This is a genomic window from Paenibacillus sp. XP01, assembly GCF_057364885.1.
In genome coordinates this window covers 6188919-6211451 of record NZ_CP139481.1, presented here as the reverse complement: position 1 = coordinate 6211451, position 22533 = coordinate 6188919, and the positions used below count along the sequence as shown (strand labels likewise).

Below are 22533 nucleotides of genomic sequence, written 5' to 3'. Positions count from 1 at the left end.
TATGATCCAAGGTTGGAAAACTTTCGGGTACTCAAAAGGTAACAAATTTGTTACAATAAATTTCATGTGCAGCCATTCTTCGGGCTCGAAAAAGGGAGAATGCGGGATTGCTGATGAAATTCAGTCTTTTTTAAAGGAAATGACGGTATGATGTCGAAAGTATAATGGCTAACTATGCGAGCAGGAAGTGATGATGTGATTGAAATGCAGGACGTGTGGAAGACCTATCCCAATGGTACCCACGCATTACAAGGGGTGTCGGTGAAGATCGACCGCAACGAATTCGTTTATATTGTCGGGCCGTCCGGGGCGGGTAAATCGACATTTATGAAATTGATGTACCGGGAAGAAATTCCGACCAAAGGACAGATCTCCATCAACGGATTTAATATCGGCAAGCTGAAGCCGCGCAAAATCCCTTACGTACGCCGCAATATCGGCGTTATTTTTCAGGATTTCCGGCTGCTGCCGAAAATGACCGCGTATGAGAACGTAGCCTTTGCGATGGAAGTCATCGAGGCGCCAAAGCGCCATATCAAGAAACGGGTACTGGAAGTGCTCGATCTCGTCGGTTTGAAAGGAAAAGCGAATCGCGAGCCTTCCCAACTGTCGGGCGGCGAACAGCAGCGCATTGCGATTGCGCGAGCCATCGTGAACAATCCGTCCGTCATTATCGCGGACGAGCCTACGGGCAACCTTGATCCGGAGACGTCCTGGGGCATCATGCAGCTGCTGGACGAGATCAATTTCCGGGGAACGACGATCGTAATGGCGACCCACAACAAGGATATCGTCAACACGATGCGCAAACGGGTTATCGCCATTGAGCGCGGTCAAATCGTGCGCGACCAGATGAGAGGGGAGTACGGTTATGAATTTTAGCACTCTCGTGCGCCATTTGCGGGAGGGGTTCAAAAACGTATTCCGTAATGGCTGGATGTCGGTGGCCTCAATCATGTCGATTATTGTCTCGCTGCTTATTTTGGGCGTGTTCATGCTGCTGGTGCTCAACGTGAATTCCATGGCGAATCAAGTGGACAGCCAGGTGCAGATCAGCACCTTCCTTGAGCTCAACGTGGACGAGCAGATGCGCAATACGCTGGAGCAGGAGATCAGCGCCATGCCTGAAGTGAAGGAAATCCGCTTCGTTTCGAAGGAGGAAGGGCTGAAGGAATTCCGCGAACGGCTCGGCGATAGCGCAGACAACGTGCTTGACGGTTTTGACGTGGACAACAATCCGCTGCCGGAGACGATCGAAGTCGAGGTCATCGAACCGGAAACCGTCACTTTTGTGGCGCAAAAAATCGAAGCCCTCAATGAGAAGCATCCGGAAAAACCGATCATGAAAGTGAACTACGGCAAAGAAACGGTAGAAGTCCTCTTTAAGTTTACGAAGCTTGTGCGCAACATCGGCTTTATTTTTGTCGGCGGGCTGGGTCTGATGTCCATGTTTCTGATCTCGAATACGATTCGCGTAACGATTCTGGCCCGTCGCCGGGAGATTGGCATCATGAAGCTGGTCGGTGCCACGAACACGTTCATCCGCTGGCCTTTCTTCATTGAAGGGGCATTGATCGGTCTGATCGGCTCGGTCGTTACGGTAGCGGTGCTATTCTTTGGGTACAGCCGCCTGATGGCGACCATTTCCCAGGATATGTTCATGCAGATGCTCAATTTGATCCCGCTCGGGGATATTTGGTTCCTTATGGGTACATTGCTTGTGGTTTTGGGCGTGCTCGTAGGTATTTTGGGAAGCACGTTGTCCATCCGCAAGTCGCTTCAAGTGTAAGCTGCGGACGGCGCGAATGATTGGAAATTGCGAATTTTGTCGAAATCGAATGGCAAAGCAGGTTCACTAACGGACCCTGTTTGACGATATGTACATTGACGGAGTCTTTTAGATGAAGAAAGCAGGAACATGCTGTTCACCACCTGTGCAGGTTGCTTTCTCGTGAATTCATAGGATGGGGGATCACCATTTTGAAAAAAACAGCTTCGCTGCTGGCCTTATCGTTATTGGCCGGTTTGACCTTTCAAGCTTCTGACGGATATGCGCAAAGCATCAGCGATATTGACAAGCAGATTCAGCAGTTGGAGAGCAAAGCGGCTGCCGCCAAAAAAGAGCAGCAAAAAGCCGCTGCCAACAAGCAGAAGGCCCAACATTACAAAAACAAAACCAATGCATACCTGAAGATCGTCATGGAGCAGATCAACGTGGTCAGCGACGAACTGACGAACGTTACCCTGGAGATCGAGAATACGGAAGAAGATCTCCGAACCACGAAAAAGGAGCTTAAGGCTGCAGAAGAGCGCATCGTTTCCCGCCAAAAATTGCTCGAGTCGCGGGTGCGCCTGATGTACACGGACGGTGCCGTTTCGTATCTGGATGTTCTGCTGTCCTCCACGAGTTTTTCGGATTTCCTGACGCGTGCGGATTCTCTGAAAACGATTGTGGACCAAGATCAACATCTGCTCGATGAGCACAAAAAAGACAAACAGCTTGTCGTGGAAAAAAAGGCGGATTTGGACAAGCAGTATGCTGAAGCCAAGAGCCTGTACGCACAGAAAAAGCAGCGCAAAGCGCAGCTGGACCAGAAAGAGAAGGAGAAGCAGGTGCTTCTCGCCTCTTATGATGCTAAAATTGAAGAGTCGGAAGAGGCAACGCAGGAGCAGGAGACCATGCTGCTGCAAATCGCCAGCAAACGTTCCGCATTGCTGCAGGAGAAAAACAAGCTGCGCGAACAACAAGCCGCAGCCGCGGCCAAAGCAAAGGCCTTGGCAGCAGCCAAGGCGAAAGCCCAAGCTGCAGCCGCAGCCTCTGCGAAGACAACGACCAAGGTAAGTTCAGACGGAGGTTCCTCGTACAGTTCCGGCAGCGGCATCTTCTCCAAACCCGTCTCCGGAGGATATGTCTCCTCGCCGTTTGGACGCCGCACGCATCCGATTACGGGCGAAGTGGGCAAGATGCACAACGGCGTTGACTTCGCCGTGCCGATCGGTACGAGCGTACATGCCGCATCCGACGGCATCGTCATCGTGGCCGAATGGATGAACGGATACGGAAACACGGTCATCGTGGACCATGGCGGCGGCTTGTGGACGCTGTACGGCCACTTGAACAGCATCAGCGTGAGCAAAGGTGACAACGTATCCCGCGGAGACAAAATCGCGGAATCGGGCAATACCGGCAACTCGACCGGTCCTCACCTTCATTTTGAGGTACGGGACAACGATAACCCTGTCAATCCGATGAACTACTTGTAGAGACGGCATCTGCCCGGGAATGGAAAGATCATAATCCGTACAAGCTAGACATATACTAAGCTGGCATGTTCAGGGAAGCAATATGCCGAAGGAGCCGGCTGAGAGAGAGACTCCTTCGAAAACAAAGGCGGTGGCAAACGGATGATGAAGAAAAGATCGGCGCTGCTGCTGGTTATTCTGGGCCTCCTCGGGGGAAGCCTGTTAACCATGGTGTTGATGACGTATCCCGGCATTGCGGCCAGAACCACCCCAGGTGAAGGCTTGCTGGCGAGCGTAACGGGCAGCACGCAGCAGAAGAACGATTTGAAGAAGATTCAAACCGCGATGGATTTGATCTCGAACAACTATTATAAAGACGTGGATCGAACCAAACTGATCGACGGGGCGATCAACGGCATGATGGAATCCCTCGGCGACCCGTACTCCAACTACATGGCCCAGGAAACAGCGGCCCAGTTCGAAGAGTCCATCGAAGGCTCGTTTACGGGCATCGGGGCCGAAGTATCTTCGCAAGACGGCAACGTTGTCGTCGTGTCCCCGATCAAAGGTTCGCCGGCCGAAAAAGCGGGCATTCGCGCCAAAGACATTATCCTCTCCGTTAACGGTGAATCCCTGCAAGGGTTGGAACTGAACAAAGCCGTTAACAAAATCAGAGGGCCAAAAGGCAGCGAAGCCAAGATCCAGGTGAAACGCGCCGGTTCGACGGAGGCCATCGAATTCACGATCGTGCGCGATGACATCGACATGGAGACCGTTTATGCCCACATGGAGGACAACGGCGTCGGGGTTATCTCGATTACGCAATTCTCGATGAATACGGGCGAACGCTTCAAGGAAGAGCTCGCGAAGCTGGAGAAGCAGAACATGAAAGGCTTGATCATCGACGTGCGCAATGACCCGGGTGGCGTCCTGCAAGTCGTGATCGACATTGCCGAGCAGTTTGTGCCAAAAGGCAAGGTCATCGTGCAGGTCGAGGACAAAAACGGCAAGCGCGAACAAAGCAAGTCTAACGGTCCATCCAAAGTAAAGCCGTATCCGATTACGGTTCTCATGAACAAAGGAAGCGCGAGCGCGTCGGAAATTTTGGCCGGTGCATTGAAACAATCCGCAGGCGCAACGCTCGTCGGCGAAAATTCCTTCGGTAAAGGTACGGTTCAGACGAGTTATGACAAACAGATGGGCGATGGAAGCCTGCTGAAAATCACCATAGCGAAATGGCTGACGCCGAACGGCGACTGGATTCACGAGAAAGGCATCAAGCCGGATATTGCGGTTAACCAGCCGGACTACTTCTCGGTGGCGCCGATCAACAAAGAAAAATTGCCTTTGAAATTCGACAGCAACAGCACGGATGTGAAGAGTGCACAGACGATGTTGAGAGGACTTGACTTCAAACCGGATCGCGTGGACGGTTACTACGACCAGAAGACCGAGGAAGCGGTCAAGGCGTTCCAGAAGCAGAAAGGCATTCAGGCAACCGGACAGATTGATCAGGCGACTGCTGAATCGCTCGAGGCAGCTTTGATCGAGCGCATTGCGAATCCTCAATATGATGCACAGCTGAAACGCGCGCTTGAAAATATCTCGAAGGAGATTTCGACTGCCGTGTCGAAGCCATAAAGAAGGCTGATTTCAGCCTTCTTTTTTTCTGGGATGTCTCCGCCTCCATTATACGGCCCTTCAGCGAAAACGAAGGTTTCGATGAACGCCGCTAAACATCTGCCAGAGCGTGTTGCCTGTCTTTCTTTGAATGCGCAGGGCTGTTTTTCCAACGGGATGCAAGAGAGGAGTGATCATTCATCATGGAATGGGCTTGGCCATGGCTGGCTGCGATCGGAGAAGCAATGCTGCAAATGATCGTTCAGCCGTTTTATTACATAGGAATCATTTTGGTTGCGCTCATGTATCAACGCCAATTGCTGCAGGAACGCAAATTGTTTCACGTCCGCTTGCAAAGTTCAATGATCCAGACGATCCGATCCGTATTGGGTGGATTCATGATTGGTATCATCGTGTCCTTATTGTCTTTGTTCATCGGTTCGCATTTCACATGGGGCAGTCTCGTTTGGCTCTGGGGGGCAGCGTTATTTCTGGCGTTGTTCCGGGTACGGTATTTATGCATCGCGTACGCGGCAGGTTTGCTGGGCGTGCTGCAATTCGGGTTGAATCTGGCGCCGGGCTGGCAGCCTTCAGGCTGGATGGGCAGTGCCATGGATACGCTGCAGGCATTGGACATGCCTGCCCTGCTGGTGCTTGCCGCCCTGCTGCATTTGGGCGAGGCGATGCTCGTGCGCATGCAAGGCGTGGCGTTGTCTTCCCCGCTGCTGTTCGAAGGCAAACGAGGGAAATTGGTGGGAGGTTATCAGCTTCACCATCTGTGGCCGATCCCCCTTCTTATTTTGGTTCCGGTTGGGGGAAGCGGCGCTGAGCTTGCATGGTCGCCATTGCTGCACGGGGGAGGCGCTTATGCGCTGATGGCGCTGCCGGTGCTGATCGGCTTTAGCGAAGTCACGCAGAGCATGCTCCCTGAACAGAAGGCCCGGCTTTCTTCCAAACGTTTGATGTATTACGGGGCAGGATTGCTGGTTCTGGCTGTCCTGGCGGCATGGTGGTCGCCGCTTGTCTTGGTAGCCGCCCTTGCGGCCTTTGCTGGACATGAATTTCTGGTCTGGTACAGCGGGTATGAGGAAAACATGAGCAGTCCTGCATTCGTTCATCCCGAACACGGTTTGAAGGTGCTGGGCGTCATTCCGGACAGCCCTGCAGAAGAGCTGGGTATTGAAGTCGGCGAGACGGTTTACAAGGCCAATGGCGTTTTGGTGCATTCCCCGGAGGAGCTGCATCGCTCGCTGCGCATGAACCCGGCTTTTTGCAAACTGGAGGTACGTAATCGGCAGGGAGAGAGCAAGTTTCTGCAGCGGGCCATTTATGAAGGGGAGCATCATCAGCTCGGCGTGATCTTCGCACCCAACAATGAAGAGACGTGGGCCATTCGAATGCGTCCGGCCAATCTCGTTCATTTGGCGACCCTTAAGCTGTTTGCCCGGCGGAAGGACCTGCGCGAGGCCCGTGCGCCGCTGGCGCTTGAGGCACCGCCTGCAGTCCCTGCAGGGGAGCAAAAGTCGGCCGAAATGTGATGCTTGCGCTGCGATTCAAGAAGCGCTGCGTTGATGTTTGAACGGGATAGGCGTTGAAAGAAAAAAAGGGTATTCCGCTCCTGAGGGTCAGGTAAACTGGTCCCCTCGTCAAGGACACTTTGAAAAAGAGAGTTAAGCTACCGACAAAAGATGATTCCTGTATTGTACAGGAGTCATCTTTTTTAATCCCCATTGATATCTGTGATGGTTGTAGTAGCGGATGTAGCGATCGATTTCATGTTTAAGTTCTTCTAAAGTAGAGAAGTTTCGACTAATGACGTGGTCTTTCATGTGGCCGTAGAAGGACTCCTGAGGGGCATTGTCCCAACAGTTTCCACGCCTTGACATAGACTGGCCAAGCCCTTTCTTCTTCAGTAGTTTCTGATACTGAGGGCTTGTGTAGTGACAACCTTGATCGGAATGGATAAAAGCATTCTTATGTAATTTCAAGCGTCGTTGCTTCATGAGATTCTTAACCGTATTCGTTGCTAATGGCAGAGTGAGGCTTTCGGAGAGGTTGTAAGCAAGCAGCTCTCCAGTGGAGCCGTCCAAAATGGTGGATAGGTACGCCATCTCCGACCGGCCAAATGGAAGGTACGTAATGTCGGTAAGCAGCACAAGACCCGGGATCTCCTTCTTGAAATCCCGTTGTAGCTTATTGGGGACAACTCGATGTTCTTGGGTGGCTTTAGCCATTCGGCGGTAAGGATTTGGCTTTCGATGGGGACAAACGAGTTCTAGATCCCGCATATGCCTGCGAATTCGCTTTCGGTTAAAGATGACATCGAACTCGTTTTCCAGAACCATTTTGATCGAGCGAGCGCCCTTTTTAAAGCCTCTTCTAGAGAACGCCTTCTTGACTAGCGCGCCATCCTCTGCGTCCCGTCGGGCTCGCTCTAAGCGGGAATCTGCAGCCTTAAGATAACTGTAGTATCCTGATCGCGAGACATTAAGCAGTTCGCATAGATAGCGCGTCATTCGTTTGAATCCCTGTCCTACGGTTTCATGAATAAGTTCAAACAGCTTATTCTTGCTCAGGCTTCTTCCCTTGGCTACCAGCCACCTTTCTGTCGTGTCTGCTTTTTTTAGCAGTTCAAGTTGAGACTCCAGAAGTTTGATCCGTGCATCCTGCTTGGCGATGATCTCGTCTGGCGTCTGTTCCCGTCTAAGCGTTCGTCCTGAGAATTCTTTACGGGAATCCATGAGCCCAATGATTCCGCCCTGCTCATAAGATTTCTTCCAACGGTCCGCGCTTTGCTCTACACGCTTCATACCTAAAACTTCCACACTAAACCCATGGGCTTCGAAGATCTCTCTTGGCGTCTTGCCCTCTAAATATTGGTTAATAAATAACCGCTTGAACTCATCGGAGTAAGTAATGGATTTGTCACTTACTTTCGTGACATACTTGTTCGTTGAGAGTTGGTCTTGTTCTGTCTTAGAAAAAAGTTTTTTACTCATAATACCCTCCCTTGATACTAGTACCAGTATACAAAAAGGCCCCCACAGCCTAAACCCCTTTTTTCAAAGTGTCTAGTCTATGGGGACCAGTTTAAGGTGTGGAATACCCTTTTTAATTGGAGCCGGAACGATACCTTCTCATGTTTTGAGCATAAAGATGGCGATTTGCGTACGGTCTCGCAAGTTCAACTTGCCGAGAATGTCGGTAACGTAATTTTTGACCGTACCCTCGCTCAGGAACAGCTTGGCCGCGATCTCCTTGTTGGAAAGTCCCTCGGAAATGGCTTCCGCCACGGCCTGTTCCATGCGCGTGAGACCGAAGGATTCGACCTTCTCATGCGCCGGAGGGGAAGCCGCTGGACGCAGGAGTCCCGCCAGTTTGCGGGCGATATCCGGGTGAATGAGCATGTCGCCGCGATGAACGGTTTTGATGCCTTCGATAATACGGTCAGGCGGCACGTTTTTGAGCAAATATCCGCTGGCCCCATGCTGCAATGCTTTGATGATGTATTCGTCATCGTCGAATGTGGTTAGCATCAATACTTTCACTGAGGGGGAGGCCTGTTTGATTAGCCGCGTACCTTCAACGCCGTCACATTCCGGCATTCGAATGTCCATCAGCACGACGTCAGCCTCGTTTCCCGCTTGAAGCAGCGCCATGGCTTCCTTACCATTGGAGGCGGTTCCGATCACGTTAATGGCAGGGTCCAGGCCGATCAATACGTTGAGGCTTTCGCGAATGAATGCATCGTCATCAACGAGGATAAGGCGGATGGGCGGGTTCTGGGTGTTTTCTTGCACGGGGTCACTTCCTTCTTCAGATCATGTCAGCTTTGCGGGCGATAGGCAGGCGGGTGATTACGGTATACGGATATGCCGGCTGGATTTCCAGTTCGCCGCCTACAAGCTCTGTGCGAACGCGCATCCCTTCTACGCCAAGTCCGGTGCTGGCAAGCGTTGTTTTGCCATTCGGGCCGGAGGGGGATGGCGGCGCCTTTTCGAGCGATGAATCCTCGCGCTGCAGGTTGTCGGATTGCGGACATATGCCTGCGTGGCCGTCATTGCTGACAACCATGCATATCTCATGCGCCGAATAGTGCAGTTCAATATCGATACTGCCGGCCTTCCCATGCCTCAGCGCATTGGTCAGGGCCTCTTTGGCGTTTTTGTACAATACGATCTGCAAGCTTGGATAGAGCGGCACCACTTCACCCGTGACGCGGTAAACGGTTTTTACGCCGGTTTCACGCCCAACATCTTCAAGCAGCCGATCCAGTGCATAAGCCTCGGTCAAATGGGTGGCAGGACGAAGTTTATGAAGCGTGGAACGCATATCGTCCATCGTGGCAGACAACTGGTCGCGGATCTGTTTCACCATCTCCAAACCTTGCTCGGGCTTGGCCGGCAACGTGACGATGGCTGCTTCGGACATCATTTTGGCTCGAATCAGACGATGGCCGATATCGTCGTGCAGTTGTCTGGAAATGCGGGTCCGTTCCTCTGCCTGGGCGGCATCCTCCAATTGTTTTGCGAACGCAAGCAGTTGTGCCCGCGCATCCTGCAGTTCGTAATGCTTTTTGCGGAGGGCGTCATATACCTGTTCCAGCTGTTCGCGGCTGCTCGCGGTTTTTGAACCTTGCCAGGAAAGGGTTGCCGTAATAAGTAGCATCAAGTTACAGATGATTCGTCCCGCCGCTTCGTCCAGAAAGGCATCGCTCGTCCCGGTGTGGATGGCATGCAGCCAGGGCGACAACGCACCGGGAGCGTAGTGAAAGTACAGGGCAGCATTGGTGGCCAGAAGTTGCAGTCCCAGCATCAACCAGCGTTGGTTTTTCTCCAGAGTATACATATATACGTACAGCACCGATAGTGAAATAAGGATCATCCAGGGGCCGTATAGGGCGATGAGCCAGCAGGTCCAGAGCATTTCCGCGAAAAGAAGCAGAGGTCTCCAGGTACGCATGTCCGTGAAATCTCTCCATACCGCAATGCCAAGCCCGATAAGAATATTCAGCGTATAGGCTCCTTCATCGTGGAGGGGGAGCTTCAGCATGTACAGCAGCGCGGGGATCATGATCAAACCGTATTGCAGGGCACGTATCGGCATAAGGCAGCGTCATCCTTTTATACAAAAATGGGTTAAACCACAGGCAGGCTTTGCCGAATTCGTTTCTCTGCCATTATACCATAGGACGTTTTGGGTTCAGGAGATGACTTAAGTCACCTTCGTTTCATGACCTTTCGTACCTCCAATCCAGCCTATTGTTCGTTATGATACAACTATAAGGACCGGACGCGACAAGCCGGAGACAAGAGGAGCGTGTGATGCATGGGCATACTCGAAATCGAAAACGTGGTTAAACGGTATGGCAGCAAGCTGTCCGTAGACCATCTGAATCTGAGCATCGGAAAGGGCGAAATCTTCGGATTGCTCGGTCCGAACGGGGCAGGGAAAAGCACGACCATCAGCATGATTGCCGGGCTGCTCAAAATAGACCAGGGGGATATCCGGCTGGACGGCATATCTGTCAAAGAAAAGCCGCTAGAAGTCAAACGCAGACTTGGGCTGGTGCCGCAGGACCTGGCGTTGTATGAATCGATGAGCGCGGCCGAAAACGTCACTTTTTTTGCTCGCCTGTACGGCTTGCGGGGCCATCTGCTCAAGGAACGGGTGCAGGAGTCGCTGGAATTCGTCGGCCTGCAGGACAAAGCAAAAGATGCTCCGTCCACGTTTTCCGGCGGAATGAAGCGCAGGCTTAACATTGCTTGTGCCATTATGCACCGACCGGATGTCATTATTATGGACGAACCTACGGTAGGAATCGATCCGCAATCGCGGAACCACATACTGGAGTCGGTACGAACGTTGAACGATATGGGATCGACCGTTATATATACCAGTCACTACATGGAGGAAGTGGCGGCGATCAGCGACAGGGTGGCCATTATGGACCAGGGGCATGTCATTGCGTGCGGGACCGAGGCTGAGCTGAGGGAACGGGTGGCTTCCGAGGAAAAAATCGTGCTGGCCACGTCCGGCATCACGGACGCCGCCGTGGAAGAGATCAGGCTTCATCCCCGCGTGCACGCGGTGGAATGCGCAGGCCATGAACTCGTCATCACGCTGCCTTCGGCACAGCAGGATTTGCAGGATATGCTGTTCATTTGCAGCAAACACGATATTTCCATTCAGTCGCTGAAGGTGGAAGAGCCGAGCTTAGAAACGCTGTTCCTCCATCTCACCGGACGCACGCTGCGGGACTAGGAGGGGAACAGATGGTAAAAGTATGGCATATTTGCATCTTTGAACTGCAGCGCATTTTACGCATGCGCTCGGTGCTCATCAATCTGTTCATCTTGCCGTTGCTGCTGATTTTCATTCTGGGCGCGGCTCTCTCGGGTACGATGGGTTCGGAAGAAGTCGATCATATCGATCCGGTGCGCGTAGGCTTGGTCCTGCACGAACCGGACGGCACGATCAGCCAGGCGCTGAATGCTTTTGTGGCCACTCCGGCAGTGGCTGGCATGGTCAAACCGCAGTCCATGGCCACCCAAGAGGCAGCGGTTCGTGCGCTTCGGGACGGGGAACTCGATTTTGCGATAGTCGTTCCTGCCGGTTTGGAAAAGCTCGCCACGCAGGGGGAACAGGCAACAATGACTTGGATTCCGGGAAAAGATAGCGTGAAGAACGCCCTGGGGGAAACCGTATTTTCCCGATTTGCGGACGAATTGAACCGGCAGGCGGCCGTCGCCAAAGTGCTTGGACCGGATGCGGCGGCTGCATCAGTCAACCGGCAGCAAGCCGGGGATCATTCGGGACAGACCCCCTCTGTAGAGGTCAGCCATCCGGGAAATGGCGGCGGCACATACAGCGCCTCCCAATATTATGCGGCATCCATGCTGGCGATGTTTATGCTGTATTCGGGCATGACGGCCATTAACAGCATTTCCGGAGAGAAGAGCCGGAACACCTTGCTTCGTTTGCAGGCAGCTCCCCTCCGCAGCTCTGAAATCTTTGCGGGCAAAATCGCCGGAAGCAGCCTGCTTGCGTTCATGCAGGGCATGGTCATCGTGCTGATGACGTATTGGCTGTATGACGTGAATTGGGGAATGCACCCTATGCTGGTCGTCCTCGTGTGTTTGCTGATTACGGTGGCATCGATGGTGCTCGGCGTCATTTTATCCGCATTGTTCAAAAGCGCCCCCGCAGCCAATGCCGCCCTGCAGACCGTCATTATTGCGATGACGTTTGTGAGCGGAGGATTTACCCCGATTCCCGTGGAGTTCGTACAGCGAATAAGCGAATTTACCGTCAATCATTGGGCCCTTCAAAGCTTTCTGGCCATGATGCTGAACGCTCCCATACAGGAAATCCTGCACAATATCACGATGCTTGGCACGGTGTGCGCGGTGCTGTTGGCAGCCGCAGTATTGATCTATGGAAAGGCGGGTGGCCGTCATGAATAGTCTGAATATCGCCTGGTTAATGATTCGGCGCACGTTGGGACGCAAGAGAGGCATACTCTCGTATCTTCTGCTTCCTTGTGTCGTGGTAACGGCAGCCGTTGCCCTTTTGGGAAACGACGACAACATGCGGGAAGTGATTCCATATGTCAACGAGGATCAAGGGGCTGCAGGCGCCGCGTTGATTCAAGAGCTTTCGCTGAAGTCGGAGTATGTGCTCCAGCCGATGGACAGCGAGGCAGAGGTACAGGAAAAGATCCAGTCGCAGAAAGGAAGCATAGGGCTGGTTATCCCCTCCCGATACACCGAGCGTTTGCTGGCCGGGGAACCGACTTCGGTTCGGTTGACCGAACTGAAAGTAACGGAAGGTTCATACGCGTTCAAAGCCGCCGTCGAAGGATTGGATGAGGGATTTCGCCAGTCCGCTGCTGCGGTAAGGCAGGCTGCGTTAAACGATGCGAACGGAGCGGCCGGTTCGAGCGTAACTCTTTCTTCTTCCGAGATGGATGGGAAATTCGAACAGCTGCTTGCGGAAACGGGGAAACACCGCATTTCCGGGGAGACGACAGAACTTCGCATTTATCCGAAGCCGGGATTGAACAACGTCACGGGATTTACGATCATGTTCATGATGGGATTGGTCAGCAGTGCGGTGACCGTCATTATGGAGGACCGCAGGCAGCGGACGATGGCGCGTGTATACACGGCGCCGGTGCGCGCACACGAGATTGCCATCGGCAATTTTTTGGGCAGCATGGCGATCGGACTGGTACAGATCGTGCTCGTTCTTGCGATCAGCCGCTGGGTATTACATTATGATGCGGGAATTCCGTTCGGCACCCATGTGCTTATTCTTGGGGCATTTATGCTGGTAGCCATGGGGATCGCCAGTACGGTTGCCGGATTGGTTCGCAAATCGCAAAACGTGGGCATGCTGAATTCCTTGATTATTACGCCGACATGCATGCTTGGCGGATGTTTCTGGCCGTTGTCCATCATGCCGGACTATATGCAGAAGATCGCGAATGTTGTGCCGCAGAAATGGACGATCCAGGCCGTGGAAACGATCTCGGCAGGGGGAACGTTGTCCGACATCCGAATGCCGCTGCTGATTTTGGGAATCATGGCTCTCATTTTGCTGACCGTCGGTTCTGCCATTCTTCGTCCTACCCAAACGGGGGAAGATGCGTAAAGAGGTTTGGAGCCAAGGGCGCACTATGTGGGTCATGTGTGGTGTATTTTCTAAAAAAAGCACGGTCCGCTCGTCTGTCGAACGGATCGTGCTTAATATTTTTTTGGCAGATATGCGGGGGATTGGGTTGGATGAGAGGCATGGCTGGATCAAGGCTGAAGCTGGCGCAATACGGTAATTTCCACGCGCCGGTTTTTTTGCCGTCCCGCGGCGGTGGCGTTGTCGGCGGCAGGACGCGTATCCGCGTAACCCGCATATTGGAAGTGATCGGGATCCAGTTTTTTTTCATCCAGGAAAAACCTCAGTACCGACAAAGCGCGTTCCCCCGAAAGCTGCCAATTGTCTTTATACGGCGATTTGACTCCGATCGGCACATTGTCCGTGTGCCCTTCGATGCTGATCGTCATGCTCAGGTCTTGGAACAGGCTGGCAAGCTTGCCCAGCGTTGGCGCGGCTCCGCTTTTGAGCGCGGCCTGGCCTTGATCGAAGAGAAAGCGGTCGCTTAACGTGATGGAAATGCCTTGGGGCTTATCCGCGACGAAAATTTGTTCGCCAAGATTGTTTTCGTTGATGTATTGGGTAATGACGTCGTACAGGTTCTGCAATTCCTGCTCCTGAGCCCTGAATTGTTCTTCCCGCTCGGTAAGCGGTGTTTCCTCGGAATCGGCTGGCGACTGCTGCCCTTCCCCGTTTCCTTCGCCCTCCGTCGACGGCGGTGGATTCTTCGTAATGGCTTGTCCTGCGGTTCCGCCCAGGCCTTCTCCTTGTTCAAGCAGGGAATGGGATTCACTGAACGTGCTCTGCAGCGATTGGGTTACGACCGTATACTTGCTCGTGTCCAGATTGCTCATGGCGTACATGATGACGAAGAATATCAGCAAAAGGGTAATCAGGTCGGCATAGGTAATCATCCACCGATCCCGATGATCGGCAGACATGCGTTTTCCCCGCCGCCTACTGCGCCGGCTCATCCAACCCCTCCTTCAACGTAGTGCGGGTGACCTGGCGATGGGCAAGGGTGAAAGATTCCAGCCGTTTGCGTACCAGCATCGGGTTCTCTCCGGCCTGAATGGCAAGCACGCCTTCAAGCAGGACCTCCATGGTCTGGATCTCTTCCGCGCTGCGGGACCTGATTTTGGAGGCGATAGGCAAAAAGATCAAGTTTGCGCTGGCTACGCCATACAAGGTTGCGGTGAAAGCAACGGCAATGGCCGGACCCAGTCCGGTTGGATCCGTAAGGCTGCCCAGGACCTGGATCAGACCCATAACGGTGCCTATGATACCCATGGTAGGGGCATATCCTCCGGCAGATTCGAATATTTTGGCATAGCCTTCATGCTTCTGCTCGACGGCATCGATCTCCAGTTCCATGATCTGGCGAACGACGTCCCGGTCGGTGCCGTCCACAACCATCTGAATGCCGTCTTTCAGAAATTGGTTCGGATGTTCCATGACTTTGCGCTCCAGTGCGAGCACCCCTGATCGACGGGCGAGCGTAGACATGTCCACGAGTTCGTCGACCCATTGCTTCGATTCGTCGCCGCTTCGCCCGAAAGCCATGCGCAGCGCGGCAGGAATCGTTCGCAGCCGATGTACAGGGAAGCTGGCGGCCACGGCGGCGATCGTACCGCCGAAAACGATCAATGCAGCCGTTTTTTGCAAAAGTCCGGATAGCTGGCCCCCTTCCCACAGAAATCCGCTGATAACTGCGGCAATCCCGGCAATGATACCGATAAGTGTCGCAATATCCATAAAATAACCCACTCCTGTCTTCACTTCGTGTTTGCATCGCTTGCATCAACAGGGTATAATTGAACGGGAACAAATATTCCTATTGATATAAGTTTTCCCATATCAAAATTCGGGGAACTTCGACAATATATAGTGACTATTATTTTAGACGATAGGGTGAGATACGGCAATGAGCGATATTATCATGAGCGACAAAACGTTCGAAATCGAGTCAGAGTTTTCTCCCCAAGGTGATCAGCCTGCAGCCATCGAACAGTTGGTGAAGGGCGTTCAGGAAGGGAAGAGGTATCAGACGCTCCTGGGGGCGACCGGAACGGGCAAGACGTTCACCATTGCGCAAACCATTGCCAAACTGCAGCGCCCGACGCTGGTCATTGCCCACAACAAAACGCTGGCTGCCCAGCTTGCGAGCGAATTCAAGGAATTTTTTCCGAACAACATGGTGGAGTATTTCGTAAGTTATTACGACTATTACCAGCCGGAAGCATACATTCCTTCCTCTGATACCTACATCGAGAAAGATTCGAGCATCAACGAGGAAATCGACAAGCTCCGGCATGCGGCGACCAGTTCGCTGTTCGAACGCCGGGATGTCATTATCGTAGCGAGCGTGTCCTGCATCTACGGTCTCGGATCGCCGCACGAATATTCCAACATGCTGCTGTCCCTCAGGGTGGGCATGGAGAAACCGCGAAACCAGATTCTGTCCCGTCTGGTGGAAATACAGTACCAGCGGAACGACATCAACTTCGTGCGCGGCACCTTTCGAGTGCGCGGCGACGTCATCGAGATTTTCCCGGCATCGAAAGGCGAGCATGCTGTCCGGGTCGAGCTGTTCGGCGACGAGATCGAACGCATTACCGAAATCGACGTGCTGACGGGGGAACTGATCGGCGAGCGCGAGCACATCGCGATCTTCCCGGCGTCTCACTTCGTTACCCAGGAAGAGACGATGCGCGCCGCATTGGTCAATATCGAACGGGAGCTTGAGGAGCAGCTTGAGAAGTTCCGGGAGCAAGGCAAGCTGCTTGAGGCCCAACGCTTGGAGCAACGCACGCGGTACGATATCGAAATGATGAAGGAAGTCGGTTTCTGTTCGGGAATCGAGAACTACTCGGGGCCGCTGACGTTCCGCGAACGTGGCGACACGCCTTATACGCTGCTGGATTATTTTCCGGACGACATGCTGATTGTGGTCGACGAGTCGCACGTGACGCTGCCGCAGATCCGGGCCATGTACAACGGTGACCAGGCACGCAAAACCGTGCTGGTCGAACACGGCTTCCGTCTGCCGTCGGCACTGGATAACCGTCCGCTCAAGTTCGAGGAATTCGAGGAAAAGATGAACCAGATCATCTACGTATCGGCAACGCCGGGACCATATGAAATCGAGCATACCGATAAAATGGTGGAACAAATCATTCGACCTACCGGCCTGCTTGACCCTGTCATTGACCTGCGTCCTACAAAAGGCCAGATCGATGATCTCATCGGGGAAATTCGCGACCGGATCGAGAAGGATGAGCGCGTGCTGATCACCACGCTGACGAAGAAAATGGCCGAGGACCTGACCGACTACCTGAAGGAAATCGGGATCAAGGTGCGATATCTGCATTCGGATATCAAAACGCTGGAACGGATGGCCATCCTTCGCGATCTGAGGCTGGGGACGTTCCACGTGCTGATCGGCATCAACCTGCTGAGGGAAGGACTGGATTTGCCGGAGGTATCGCTGGTGGCGATTCTGGATGCCGACAAGGAAGGATTCCTTCGTTCCGAGCGTTCGCTGATCCAGACGATCGGCCGGGCCGCGAGGAACAGCGAGGGCAGGGTTATATTGTATGGCGACAAGGTGACCGATTCGATGGACATGGCGATCAAGGAAACGGAACGTCGCCGCTCCATCCAGATCGCGTACAACGAGAAGCACGGCATTACGCCGCAGACAATCCGCAAAAAAGTGCGTGACGTGATCGAGGCGACCAAGGTGGCCGAATCGAAGAACGAATACTTGTCCGGCGCGGCCGGCAAAATGTCGAAGAAGGAGCGCCAGTCGCTGATTCAACGCCTGGAGGCAGAGATGAAGGATGCTGCCAAGAACCTGCAATTCGAACGTGCCGCCGAGCTTCGCGACGCGTTGCTTGAACTTCGAGCCGAATAAGTCGGAGCAGTTCCTTGGCATTCGGGGAATGGTGAAGAATGATTGCAACAAGAGAACGGCCGGACGGCCGTTCTCTTGTTGAGTAAGGCTTGGTAGATTTGGCTTTATACAATTAGAACCGATCATGACCGATCATATTGCCATGTTGAAATTTCGGAAACGAGTCTATACTGGTACTAACAAACAAATGGGTTAAAAGGTTAATAGGATGGAAGGTTGGCAAGATTTTGACTGTTGAAAGGGTGGATAACCATTGGCGAGCGAGAATATTGTCATTAAAGGCGCGCGAGCGCACAATTTGAAAAACATCGACATAACCATCCCGCGTGACCGATTTGTCGTTTTGACGGGGCTGAGTGGTTCGGGCAAGTCCTCGCTGGCCTTTGATACGATATATGCCGAAGGACAGCGGCGCTACGTGGAATCGTTATCGGCGTATGCCAGACAGTTTCTGGGCCAGATGGAGAAGCCGGATGTGGACTCGATTGAAGGGCTGTCACCGGCCATTTCCATCGATCAGAAAACGACGAGCCGCAACCCTCGTTCTACGGTGGGAACCGTAACGGAAATCTATGACTACTTGCGTTTGCTGTTTGCGCGCATCGGGCATCCGCATTGTCCGGACCACGGGGTCGAGATCACTTCCCAGACCGTTGAGCAAATGGTGGATCGCATCATGCAATATCCGGAACGGACGCGGTTGCAGATTTTGGCGCCGATCGTTTCAGGGCGCAAGGGCGAACACAAAAGCGTGTTCTCGGACGTGGCCAAACAGGGTTTTGTGCGCGTACGCGTAGATGGCGAGCTGCGTGACTTGTCCGAAGACATCCAGCTGGAGAAAAACAAAAAGCATACGATCGAAGTCGTCGTGGACCGGATCGTCATTAAGGAAGAAGTACAAGCACGGCTGGCCGATTCGATCGAAACCGCATTGAATCTGTCGGGAGGACAGCTGCTGGTAGATATCATCGATCAGGAGGAGCTGCGCTTCAGTTCGACCTTTGCTTGTCCGATCTGCGGCTTCAGCATGGACGAGCTGGCACCGCGAATGTTTTCTTTCAACAGCCCGTTCGGTGCTTGTCCGGATTGCGACGGTTTGGGCGTCAAAATGATCGTGGACCCCGATCTGCTCGTTCCCGATCGGAGCAAAACGATCGAAGAGGGCGCTTTTGATGCTTGGACGGGAGGTACTTCGACGTACTATCCCCAATTCCTCAGATCGGTGTGTGAGCACTTTAACATTCCGCAGGACGTTCCTGTCGAAGAGCTGCCTGCGGAGCAAATGAACAAATTGCTGCACGGAACAGGTTCGGAAAAAGTTCGTTTCCGGTACGAAAATGATTTTGGCCAACGCAAGGAAGCGATGGTGACGTTCGAGGGCATCGTGAACAATCTCGAGCGGCGTTACCGCGAAACGGCATCCGACGGCATTCGCGAATTCATTGAAGGGTACATGAGCGCGAAACCATGCGGTACTTGCAAAGGACAACGCCTCAAGCGCGAGAGTCTGGCAGTGACCATTAACGACCACAATATGGCTTACGTCACGGGATTGTCCATCGGCGAGGCCGGCCGGTTCTTCGAGTCGCTGCAGCTGAGCGAAAAAGAAGAATCCATTGCACGGCTGATCCTGAAGGAAATCAACAGCCGTCTCGGCTTCCTGGTGAACGTTGGTTTGGACTATCTGACCATGAGCCGTGCCGCGGGAACGTTGTCCGGCGGCGAGGCCCAGCGGATCCGTTTGGCTACGCAGATCGGTTCAAGTCTCATGGGCGTGCTGTACATTTTGGACGAGCCGAGCATCGGGCTGCATCAGCGGGATAACGACCGCCTGATTGCGACGCTTGCGCATATGCGGGACATCGGTAATACCCTTATCGTTGTCGAGCATGACGAGGACACCATGATGGCAGCCGACTATATTATCGATATCGGACCTGGAGCCGGTATTCATGGCGGAACCATTATGGCGCAGGGAACGCCGGAAGAGATCATGAACAATGAAAACTCGTTGACAGGCCAGTATTTGAGCGGCCGCAAGTTCATTCCGATCCGCAACGAGCGCCGCAGCGTGGGAGATCGCTGGCTGGAAATACGCGGGGCGAAGGAGAATAACCTCAAAAACCTGAACGTCAAAATTCCGGTGGGTGTGTTTACTGCGGTGACGGGGGTATCCGGATCGGGTAAATCCACGCTGGTGAACGAAATTTTGTATAAAACGCTGGCGCGTGACCTGAATCGGGCACGTGTTCGTCCCGGACAATATAAAGAGATTCGCGGCCTTGAGCATGTGGACAAGGTCATCGATATCGACCAATCGCCGATCGGCCGTACGCCGCGTTCCAATCCGGCAACGTATACCGGCGTCTTCGACGACATTCGCGACCTGTTCTCGCAAACCAATGAAGCGAAGGTACGCGGATACAAGAAAGGCCGCTTCAGTTTCAACATCAAGGGCGGGCGCTGCGAAGCTTGCCGCGGGGACGGCATCATCAAGATCGAGATGCACTTCCTGCCGGACGTTTACGTTCCGTGCGAAGTCTGCAAGGGCAAACGCTACAATCGGGAAACCCTTGAAGTCAAATACAAAAACAAAAGCATTGCCGATGTGCTCGACATGACGGTGGAGGATGCGACCCGGTTCTTCGAAAACATTCCGAAGATTCATCGCAAGCTGCAAACGCTGCTTGACGTAGGTCTTGGCTATGTCAACCTGGGCCAGCCGGCAACGACGCTTTCCGGGGGCGAAGCGCAGCGCGTGAAGCTGGCTTCCGAACTGTATCGCCGGAGCACGGGCAAAACGATTTATATCCTGGACGAGCCGACAACCGGGCTGCATGTCGACGATATCGACCGGTTGCTTAACGTCTTGCACCGTCTGGTCGATTCGGGAGAATCGGTGCTTGTCATCGAGCATAACCTAGACGTCATCAAGACCGCCGATTACATTATCGACCTCGGGCCGGAAGGCGGCAGCGGCGGCGGAACGATCGTGGCGACCGGAACGCCGGAGGATATCGTGAAAGTAGAGGAATCCTATACAGGCAAGTACCTGAAACCGATTCTGGAGCGCGATACGGAACGAAGCAAAGCGCTGCAGCTCACCCAATAATCCGAATGGATCGCTCGAAGCCCAAGCCCATCATCATTGGTGCAAGGGCGGTCCAAGGGTTCAGGACCTTGGATGACAATTAGCTGGATTGCGATTTACGGCCCCCTATGAAAGGGAACTGCTCTTTATCGATTGTGGAATGAGGTTTATTATTCACGTTCTTCAGTCGAGAGTGGAGTTCTTTCCTTTCCCGGTTTGGGGGCGTTTTCGTTATCCTGTTTTTCATATTTTTGGATGAAAGTGCTTGCATTGCAAGCGGGGGACGGATAACATAGAGAAAGAACTCAGGGATGTGTTGGATGTTCAACTATGGTGAGGAGGTCTGTCTATCCATGCTGCTTGCAGAAGCCGCCACGGCGAGTACATCGAATTTCAATGCGTTTGACATCTTTGTTCTATTGTTTACCGTCATCATCTTGATCGGGTTGATTCGGTTGCTACGGGCTCCAAAGAAAAACGTGTTTGCCATCGGATTTGCCGTCGTCAGTCTGTTGGTGTTTCTGATGACCGATTATGCCATGATTACCGGCTGGTTCGGTTCCTGATGAATGATGCGACCGACAAGTACATAACAGCATGAGAACCCGAATCATCAAACACTTTCCAACTTCCATGGAGGGTGTTTTTTTATTTTTAATAGATTCTGGACGGCCTTGAGATGTTGCTGCGAGAAATCAGGTCCATAGTCAATTGTGCAGGAATATTTTGTATGTTACATTGGAACTTACCCATATGAAACTTCCGTTTGAATCGTAGGATCCACCAGGATGACATGTGTGCGTGCAGATTGTTTTATTAAAAGAGGGTAGGTTGAGAGAATGAAAGCACTGGGGAAAAAAAGCATGGCCGTGTTCATGGCTGCAGTGTTGTCCATCGGGGTTGCGTTGACACCCGGACCGGCACAGGCAGCGGCGAACATGAAGGCAAAAGTGATTGACGGACAGGTATATGTCAGCACGGCTGATCTGGTCAAGGCATTGGGAGGCAGCGGGCAATACGATGCACAGACAGGATTGTACCAGTATAAAGGGAATGAAGCCATCCCCAAGGTCATCGAAAAAGTTTCACCTTCCGTAGTAGGCATTATCGGCAAATCCACCGAAGGAACCACAGGAACAGCGGACCGTTACAATCTTGCCCATGGCACAGGCGTCATAATTCGCGCGAATGGCTGGATTGTCACGAACGCTCACGTCATTGACGGGTTGGACAACCCGGTCGTCGTTACGACAGATGGCAATACATATAAGATCACCGAGAGCTACAGCGATCCGTTAAGCGATATTGCATTGATCAAAATCAATGGCAAGTCGCTTCAGCCTGCGACCTTTGCCAAAGCTTCGCAAGCCGTCGTTGGGGAAACGGTCATCGCGATCGGCACGCCGATTTCGTTTTCCCTGCGAAATTCGGCGAGCGTCGGCGTAATCAGCGGTCTGAACCGCGGCGTACAGGAAACGTATCGCCTGATCCAGACGGACACGGCCATCAACCCCGGCAATAGCGGCGGGCCTTTGGTCAATCTGAAAGGCGAGGTGGTTGGCATCAACTCCATGAAGTTCGCCGAGGTGGGCATTGAAAACATGGGGTTCTCCATCCCTGTGGATACGGTCCAATATGTGATCCAGCATTTTTTCAAATACGGGGAAGTGAAGCGGGCAAGTCTGGGACTTGAGCTCGAAGAGAGCTGGTCCGCCATTGTGGGGCTTCCGACAGACGACCCGTTGACCGTGACGGGTGTGCTGTCACCCGAAGCGAGCAAAGCCAAAATCAAGGAAGGCGATCTGTTATACAGCGTTGCGGGAACACGCATAACGTCGATGGTGGACATCAACGAACTGTTGAAAGGCTATTTGCCGGGGCAAAAAGTGAAGCTGTTGATGCAGTCGGACGGAGATATCGTTACGCGTACGCTGGCATTGGTCGATTTCGCCGACGTGGGGCTTGATCCGGATTCCGATTCCGATGAGGCGTATGCCGAAGAACAATAGGA

The 22533-nt window shown here is 53.1% G+C and carries 17 protein-coding genes; 12 read left to right on the top strand and 5 right to left on the bottom strand.

Annotated elements, in window-relative coordinates; translation table 11 throughout:
- Positions 1-195 precede the first annotated feature (195 nt).
- The 5 genes from ftsE (at position 196) to SNR34_RS28095 (ending at position 6401) form a co-directional block, all read left to right on the top strand.
- Positions 196-882, top strand: a complete 687-nt coding sequence (gene ftsE / locus SNR34_RS28115; protein ID WP_236420891.1) for a cell division ATP-binding protein FtsE — start codon at positions 196-198, stop codon at positions 880-882.
- Positions 872-1789: a permease-like cell division protein FtsX gene (gene ftsX, locus SNR34_RS28110; protein WP_236420890.1), complete on the top strand. Its 918-nt coding sequence runs from the start codon at positions 872-874 to the stop codon at positions 1787-1789. Before ftsE ends, ftsX begins: the two co-directional genes overlap by 11 nt.
- 191 nt (positions 1790-1980) lie before the next feature.
- Positions 1981-3264, top strand: a complete 1284-nt coding sequence (locus tag SNR34_RS28105; protein WP_236420889.1) for a murein hydrolase activator EnvC family protein — start codon at positions 1981-1983, stop codon at positions 3262-3264.
- 141 nt (positions 3265-3405) lie between these two features.
- The gene (locus SNR34_RS28100; RefSeq protein WP_339274870.1) at positions 3406-4884 is read left to right on the top strand and encodes a S41 family peptidase; all 1479 of its coding nucleotides are present in this window, start codon (positions 3406-3408) and stop codon (positions 4882-4884) included.
- 182 nt (positions 4885-5066) lie between these two features.
- Entirely contained in the window at positions 5067-6401 is a 1335-nt protein-coding gene (locus SNR34_RS28095) for a PDZ domain-containing protein (protein ID WP_486180645.1), read from the top strand.
- 132 nt (positions 6402-6533) lie between these two features.
- Here SNR34_RS28095 and SNR34_RS28090 read toward each other — a convergent pair whose 3' ends face one another.
- The 3 genes from SNR34_RS28090 to SNR34_RS28080 form a co-directional block, all read right to left on the bottom strand.
- Positions 6534-7862, bottom strand: coding sequence for an IS3 family transposase (locus SNR34_RS28090; protein WP_486179918.1), 1329 nt, complete (start codon positions 7860-7862; stop codon positions 6534-6536).
- Between the two features lie 138 nt (positions 7863-8000).
- Positions 8001-8663 carry a response regulator gene (locus SNR34_RS28085; RefSeq protein WP_236420886.1) on the bottom strand — a complete coding sequence of 221 codons (663 nt, stop codon included), beginning with the start codon at positions 8661-8663 and terminating at the stop codon, positions 8001-8003.
- A gap of 16 nt (positions 8664-8679) precedes the next feature.
- Complete coding sequence (locus SNR34_RS28080; protein ID WP_339274866.1) at positions 8680-9969, bottom strand: sensor histidine kinase; 1290 nt, start codon at positions 9967-9969, stop codon at positions 8680-8682.
- Positions 9970-10191: 222 nt separating this feature from the next.
- Here SNR34_RS28080 and SNR34_RS28075 point away from each other — a divergent pair, with 222 nt between their 5' ends.
- The 3 genes from SNR34_RS28075 to SNR34_RS28065 are packed head-to-tail and all read left to right on the top strand — an operon-like array spanning position 10192 to position 13518.
- Entirely contained in the window at positions 10192-11127 is a 936-nt protein-coding gene (locus SNR34_RS28075) for an ABC transporter ATP-binding protein (RefSeq protein WP_290371498.1), read from the top strand.
- A gap of 11 nt (positions 11128-11138) precedes the next feature.
- Positions 11139-12329, top strand: a complete 1191-nt coding sequence (locus SNR34_RS28070; protein WP_236420884.1) for an ABC transporter permease — start codon at positions 11139-11141, stop codon at positions 12327-12329.
- On the top strand, positions 12322-13518 hold the full coding sequence (locus SNR34_RS28065) for an ABC transporter permease (RefSeq protein ID WP_486180644.1): 1197 nt from the start codon (positions 12322-12324) through the stop codon (positions 13516-13518). The genes SNR34_RS28070 and SNR34_RS28065 overlap by 8 nt, the downstream gene beginning before the upstream one ends.
- 149 nt (positions 13519-13667) lie before the next feature.
- On the opposite strand, the gene SNR34_RS28060 is transcribed toward SNR34_RS28065, so the two are convergent.
- Positions 13668-14489: an OmpA/MotB family protein gene (locus tag SNR34_RS28060; RefSeq protein WP_236420882.1), complete on the bottom strand. Its 822-nt coding sequence runs from the start codon at positions 14487-14489 to the stop codon at positions 13668-13670.
- A complete protein-coding gene (locus SNR34_RS28055) occupies positions 14473-15270 on the bottom strand; it encodes a flagellar motor protein (protein WP_486180643.1) in 798 nt (265 codons plus the stop codon). Before SNR34_RS28055 ends, SNR34_RS28060 begins: the two co-directional genes overlap by 17 nt.
- Positions 15271-15439: 169 nt before the next feature.
- Here SNR34_RS28055 and uvrB point away from each other — a divergent pair, with 169 nt between their 5' ends.
- From uvrB to SNR34_RS28035, 4 genes are all read left to right on the top strand, one after another.
- Positions 15440-17431 carry an excinuclease ABC subunit UvrB gene (gene uvrB / locus SNR34_RS28050; protein WP_236420880.1) on the top strand — a complete coding sequence of 664 codons (1992 nt, stop codon included), beginning with the start codon at positions 15440-15442 and terminating at the stop codon, positions 17429-17431.
- A 253-nt stretch (positions 17432-17684) separates the two neighbouring features.
- Positions 17685-20543: an excinuclease ABC subunit UvrA gene (gene uvrA / locus SNR34_RS28045; protein WP_236420879.1), complete on the top strand. Its 2859-nt coding sequence runs from the start codon at positions 17685-17687 to the stop codon at positions 20541-20543.
- A 332-nt stretch (positions 20544-20875) separates the two neighbouring features.
- Positions 20876-21088, top strand: a complete 213-nt coding sequence (locus tag SNR34_RS28040) for a hypothetical protein (RefSeq protein ID WP_236420878.1) — start codon at positions 20876-20878, stop codon at positions 21086-21088.
- Positions 21089-21361: 273 nt separating this feature from the next.
- The gene (locus SNR34_RS28035) at positions 21362-22531 is read left to right on the top strand and encodes a S1C family serine protease (protein WP_486180642.1); all 1170 of its coding nucleotides are present in this window, start codon (positions 21362-21364) and stop codon (positions 22529-22531) included.
- The last annotated feature ends 2 nt before the right edge of the window (positions 22532-22533 follow it).

Excerpts from the sequence above, each read along its gene's own strand:
- ftsX (WP_236420890.1), top strand. The coding sequence starts at position 872 with ATGAATTTTAGCACTCTCGTGCGCCATTTGCGGGAGGGGTTCAAAAAC.
- SNR34_RS28100 (WP_339274870.1), top strand. The coding sequence starts at position 3,406 with ATGATGAAGAAAAGATCGGCGCTGCTGCTGGTTATTCTGGGCCTCCTC.
- SNR34_RS28095 (WP_486180645.1), top strand. The coding sequence starts at position 5,067 with ATGGAATGGGCTTGGCCATGGCTGGCTGCGATCGGAGAAGCAATGCTG.
- SNR34_RS28090 (WP_486179918.1), bottom strand. The coding sequence starts at position 7,862 with ATGAGTAAAAAACTTTTTTCTAAGACAGAACAAGACCAACTCTCAACG.
- SNR34_RS28080 (WP_339274866.1), bottom strand. The coding sequence starts at position 9,969 with ATGCCGATACGTGCCCTGCAATACGGTTTGATCATGATCCCCGCGCTG.
- SNR34_RS28075 (WP_290371498.1), top strand. The coding sequence starts at position 10,192 with ATGGGCATACTCGAAATCGAAAACGTGGTTAAACGGTATGGCAGCAAG.
- SNR34_RS28070 (WP_236420884.1), top strand. The coding sequence starts at position 11,139 with ATGGTAAAAGTATGGCATATTTGCATCTTTGAACTGCAGCGCATTTTA.
- SNR34_RS28065 (WP_486180644.1), top strand. The coding sequence starts at position 12,322 with ATGAATAGTCTGAATATCGCCTGGTTAATGATTCGGCGCACGTTGGGA.
- SNR34_RS28060 (WP_236420882.1), bottom strand. The coding sequence starts at position 14,489 with ATGAGCCGGCGCAGTAGGCGGCGGGGAAAACGCATGTCTGCCGATCAT.
- SNR34_RS28055 (WP_486180643.1), bottom strand. The coding sequence starts at position 15,270 with ATGGATATTGCGACACTTATCGGTATCATTGCCGGGATTGCCGCAGTT.
- uvrB (WP_236420880.1), top strand. The coding sequence starts at position 15,440 with ATGAGCGATATTATCATGAGCGACAAAACGTTCGAAATCGAGTCAGAG.
- SNR34_RS28040 (WP_236420878.1), top strand. The coding sequence starts at position 20,876 with ATGCTGCTTGCAGAAGCCGCCACGGCGAGTACATCGAATTTCAATGCG.
- SNR34_RS28035 (WP_486180642.1), top strand. The coding sequence starts at position 21,362 with ATGAAAGCACTGGGGAAAAAAAGCATGGCCGTGTTCATGGCTGCAGTG.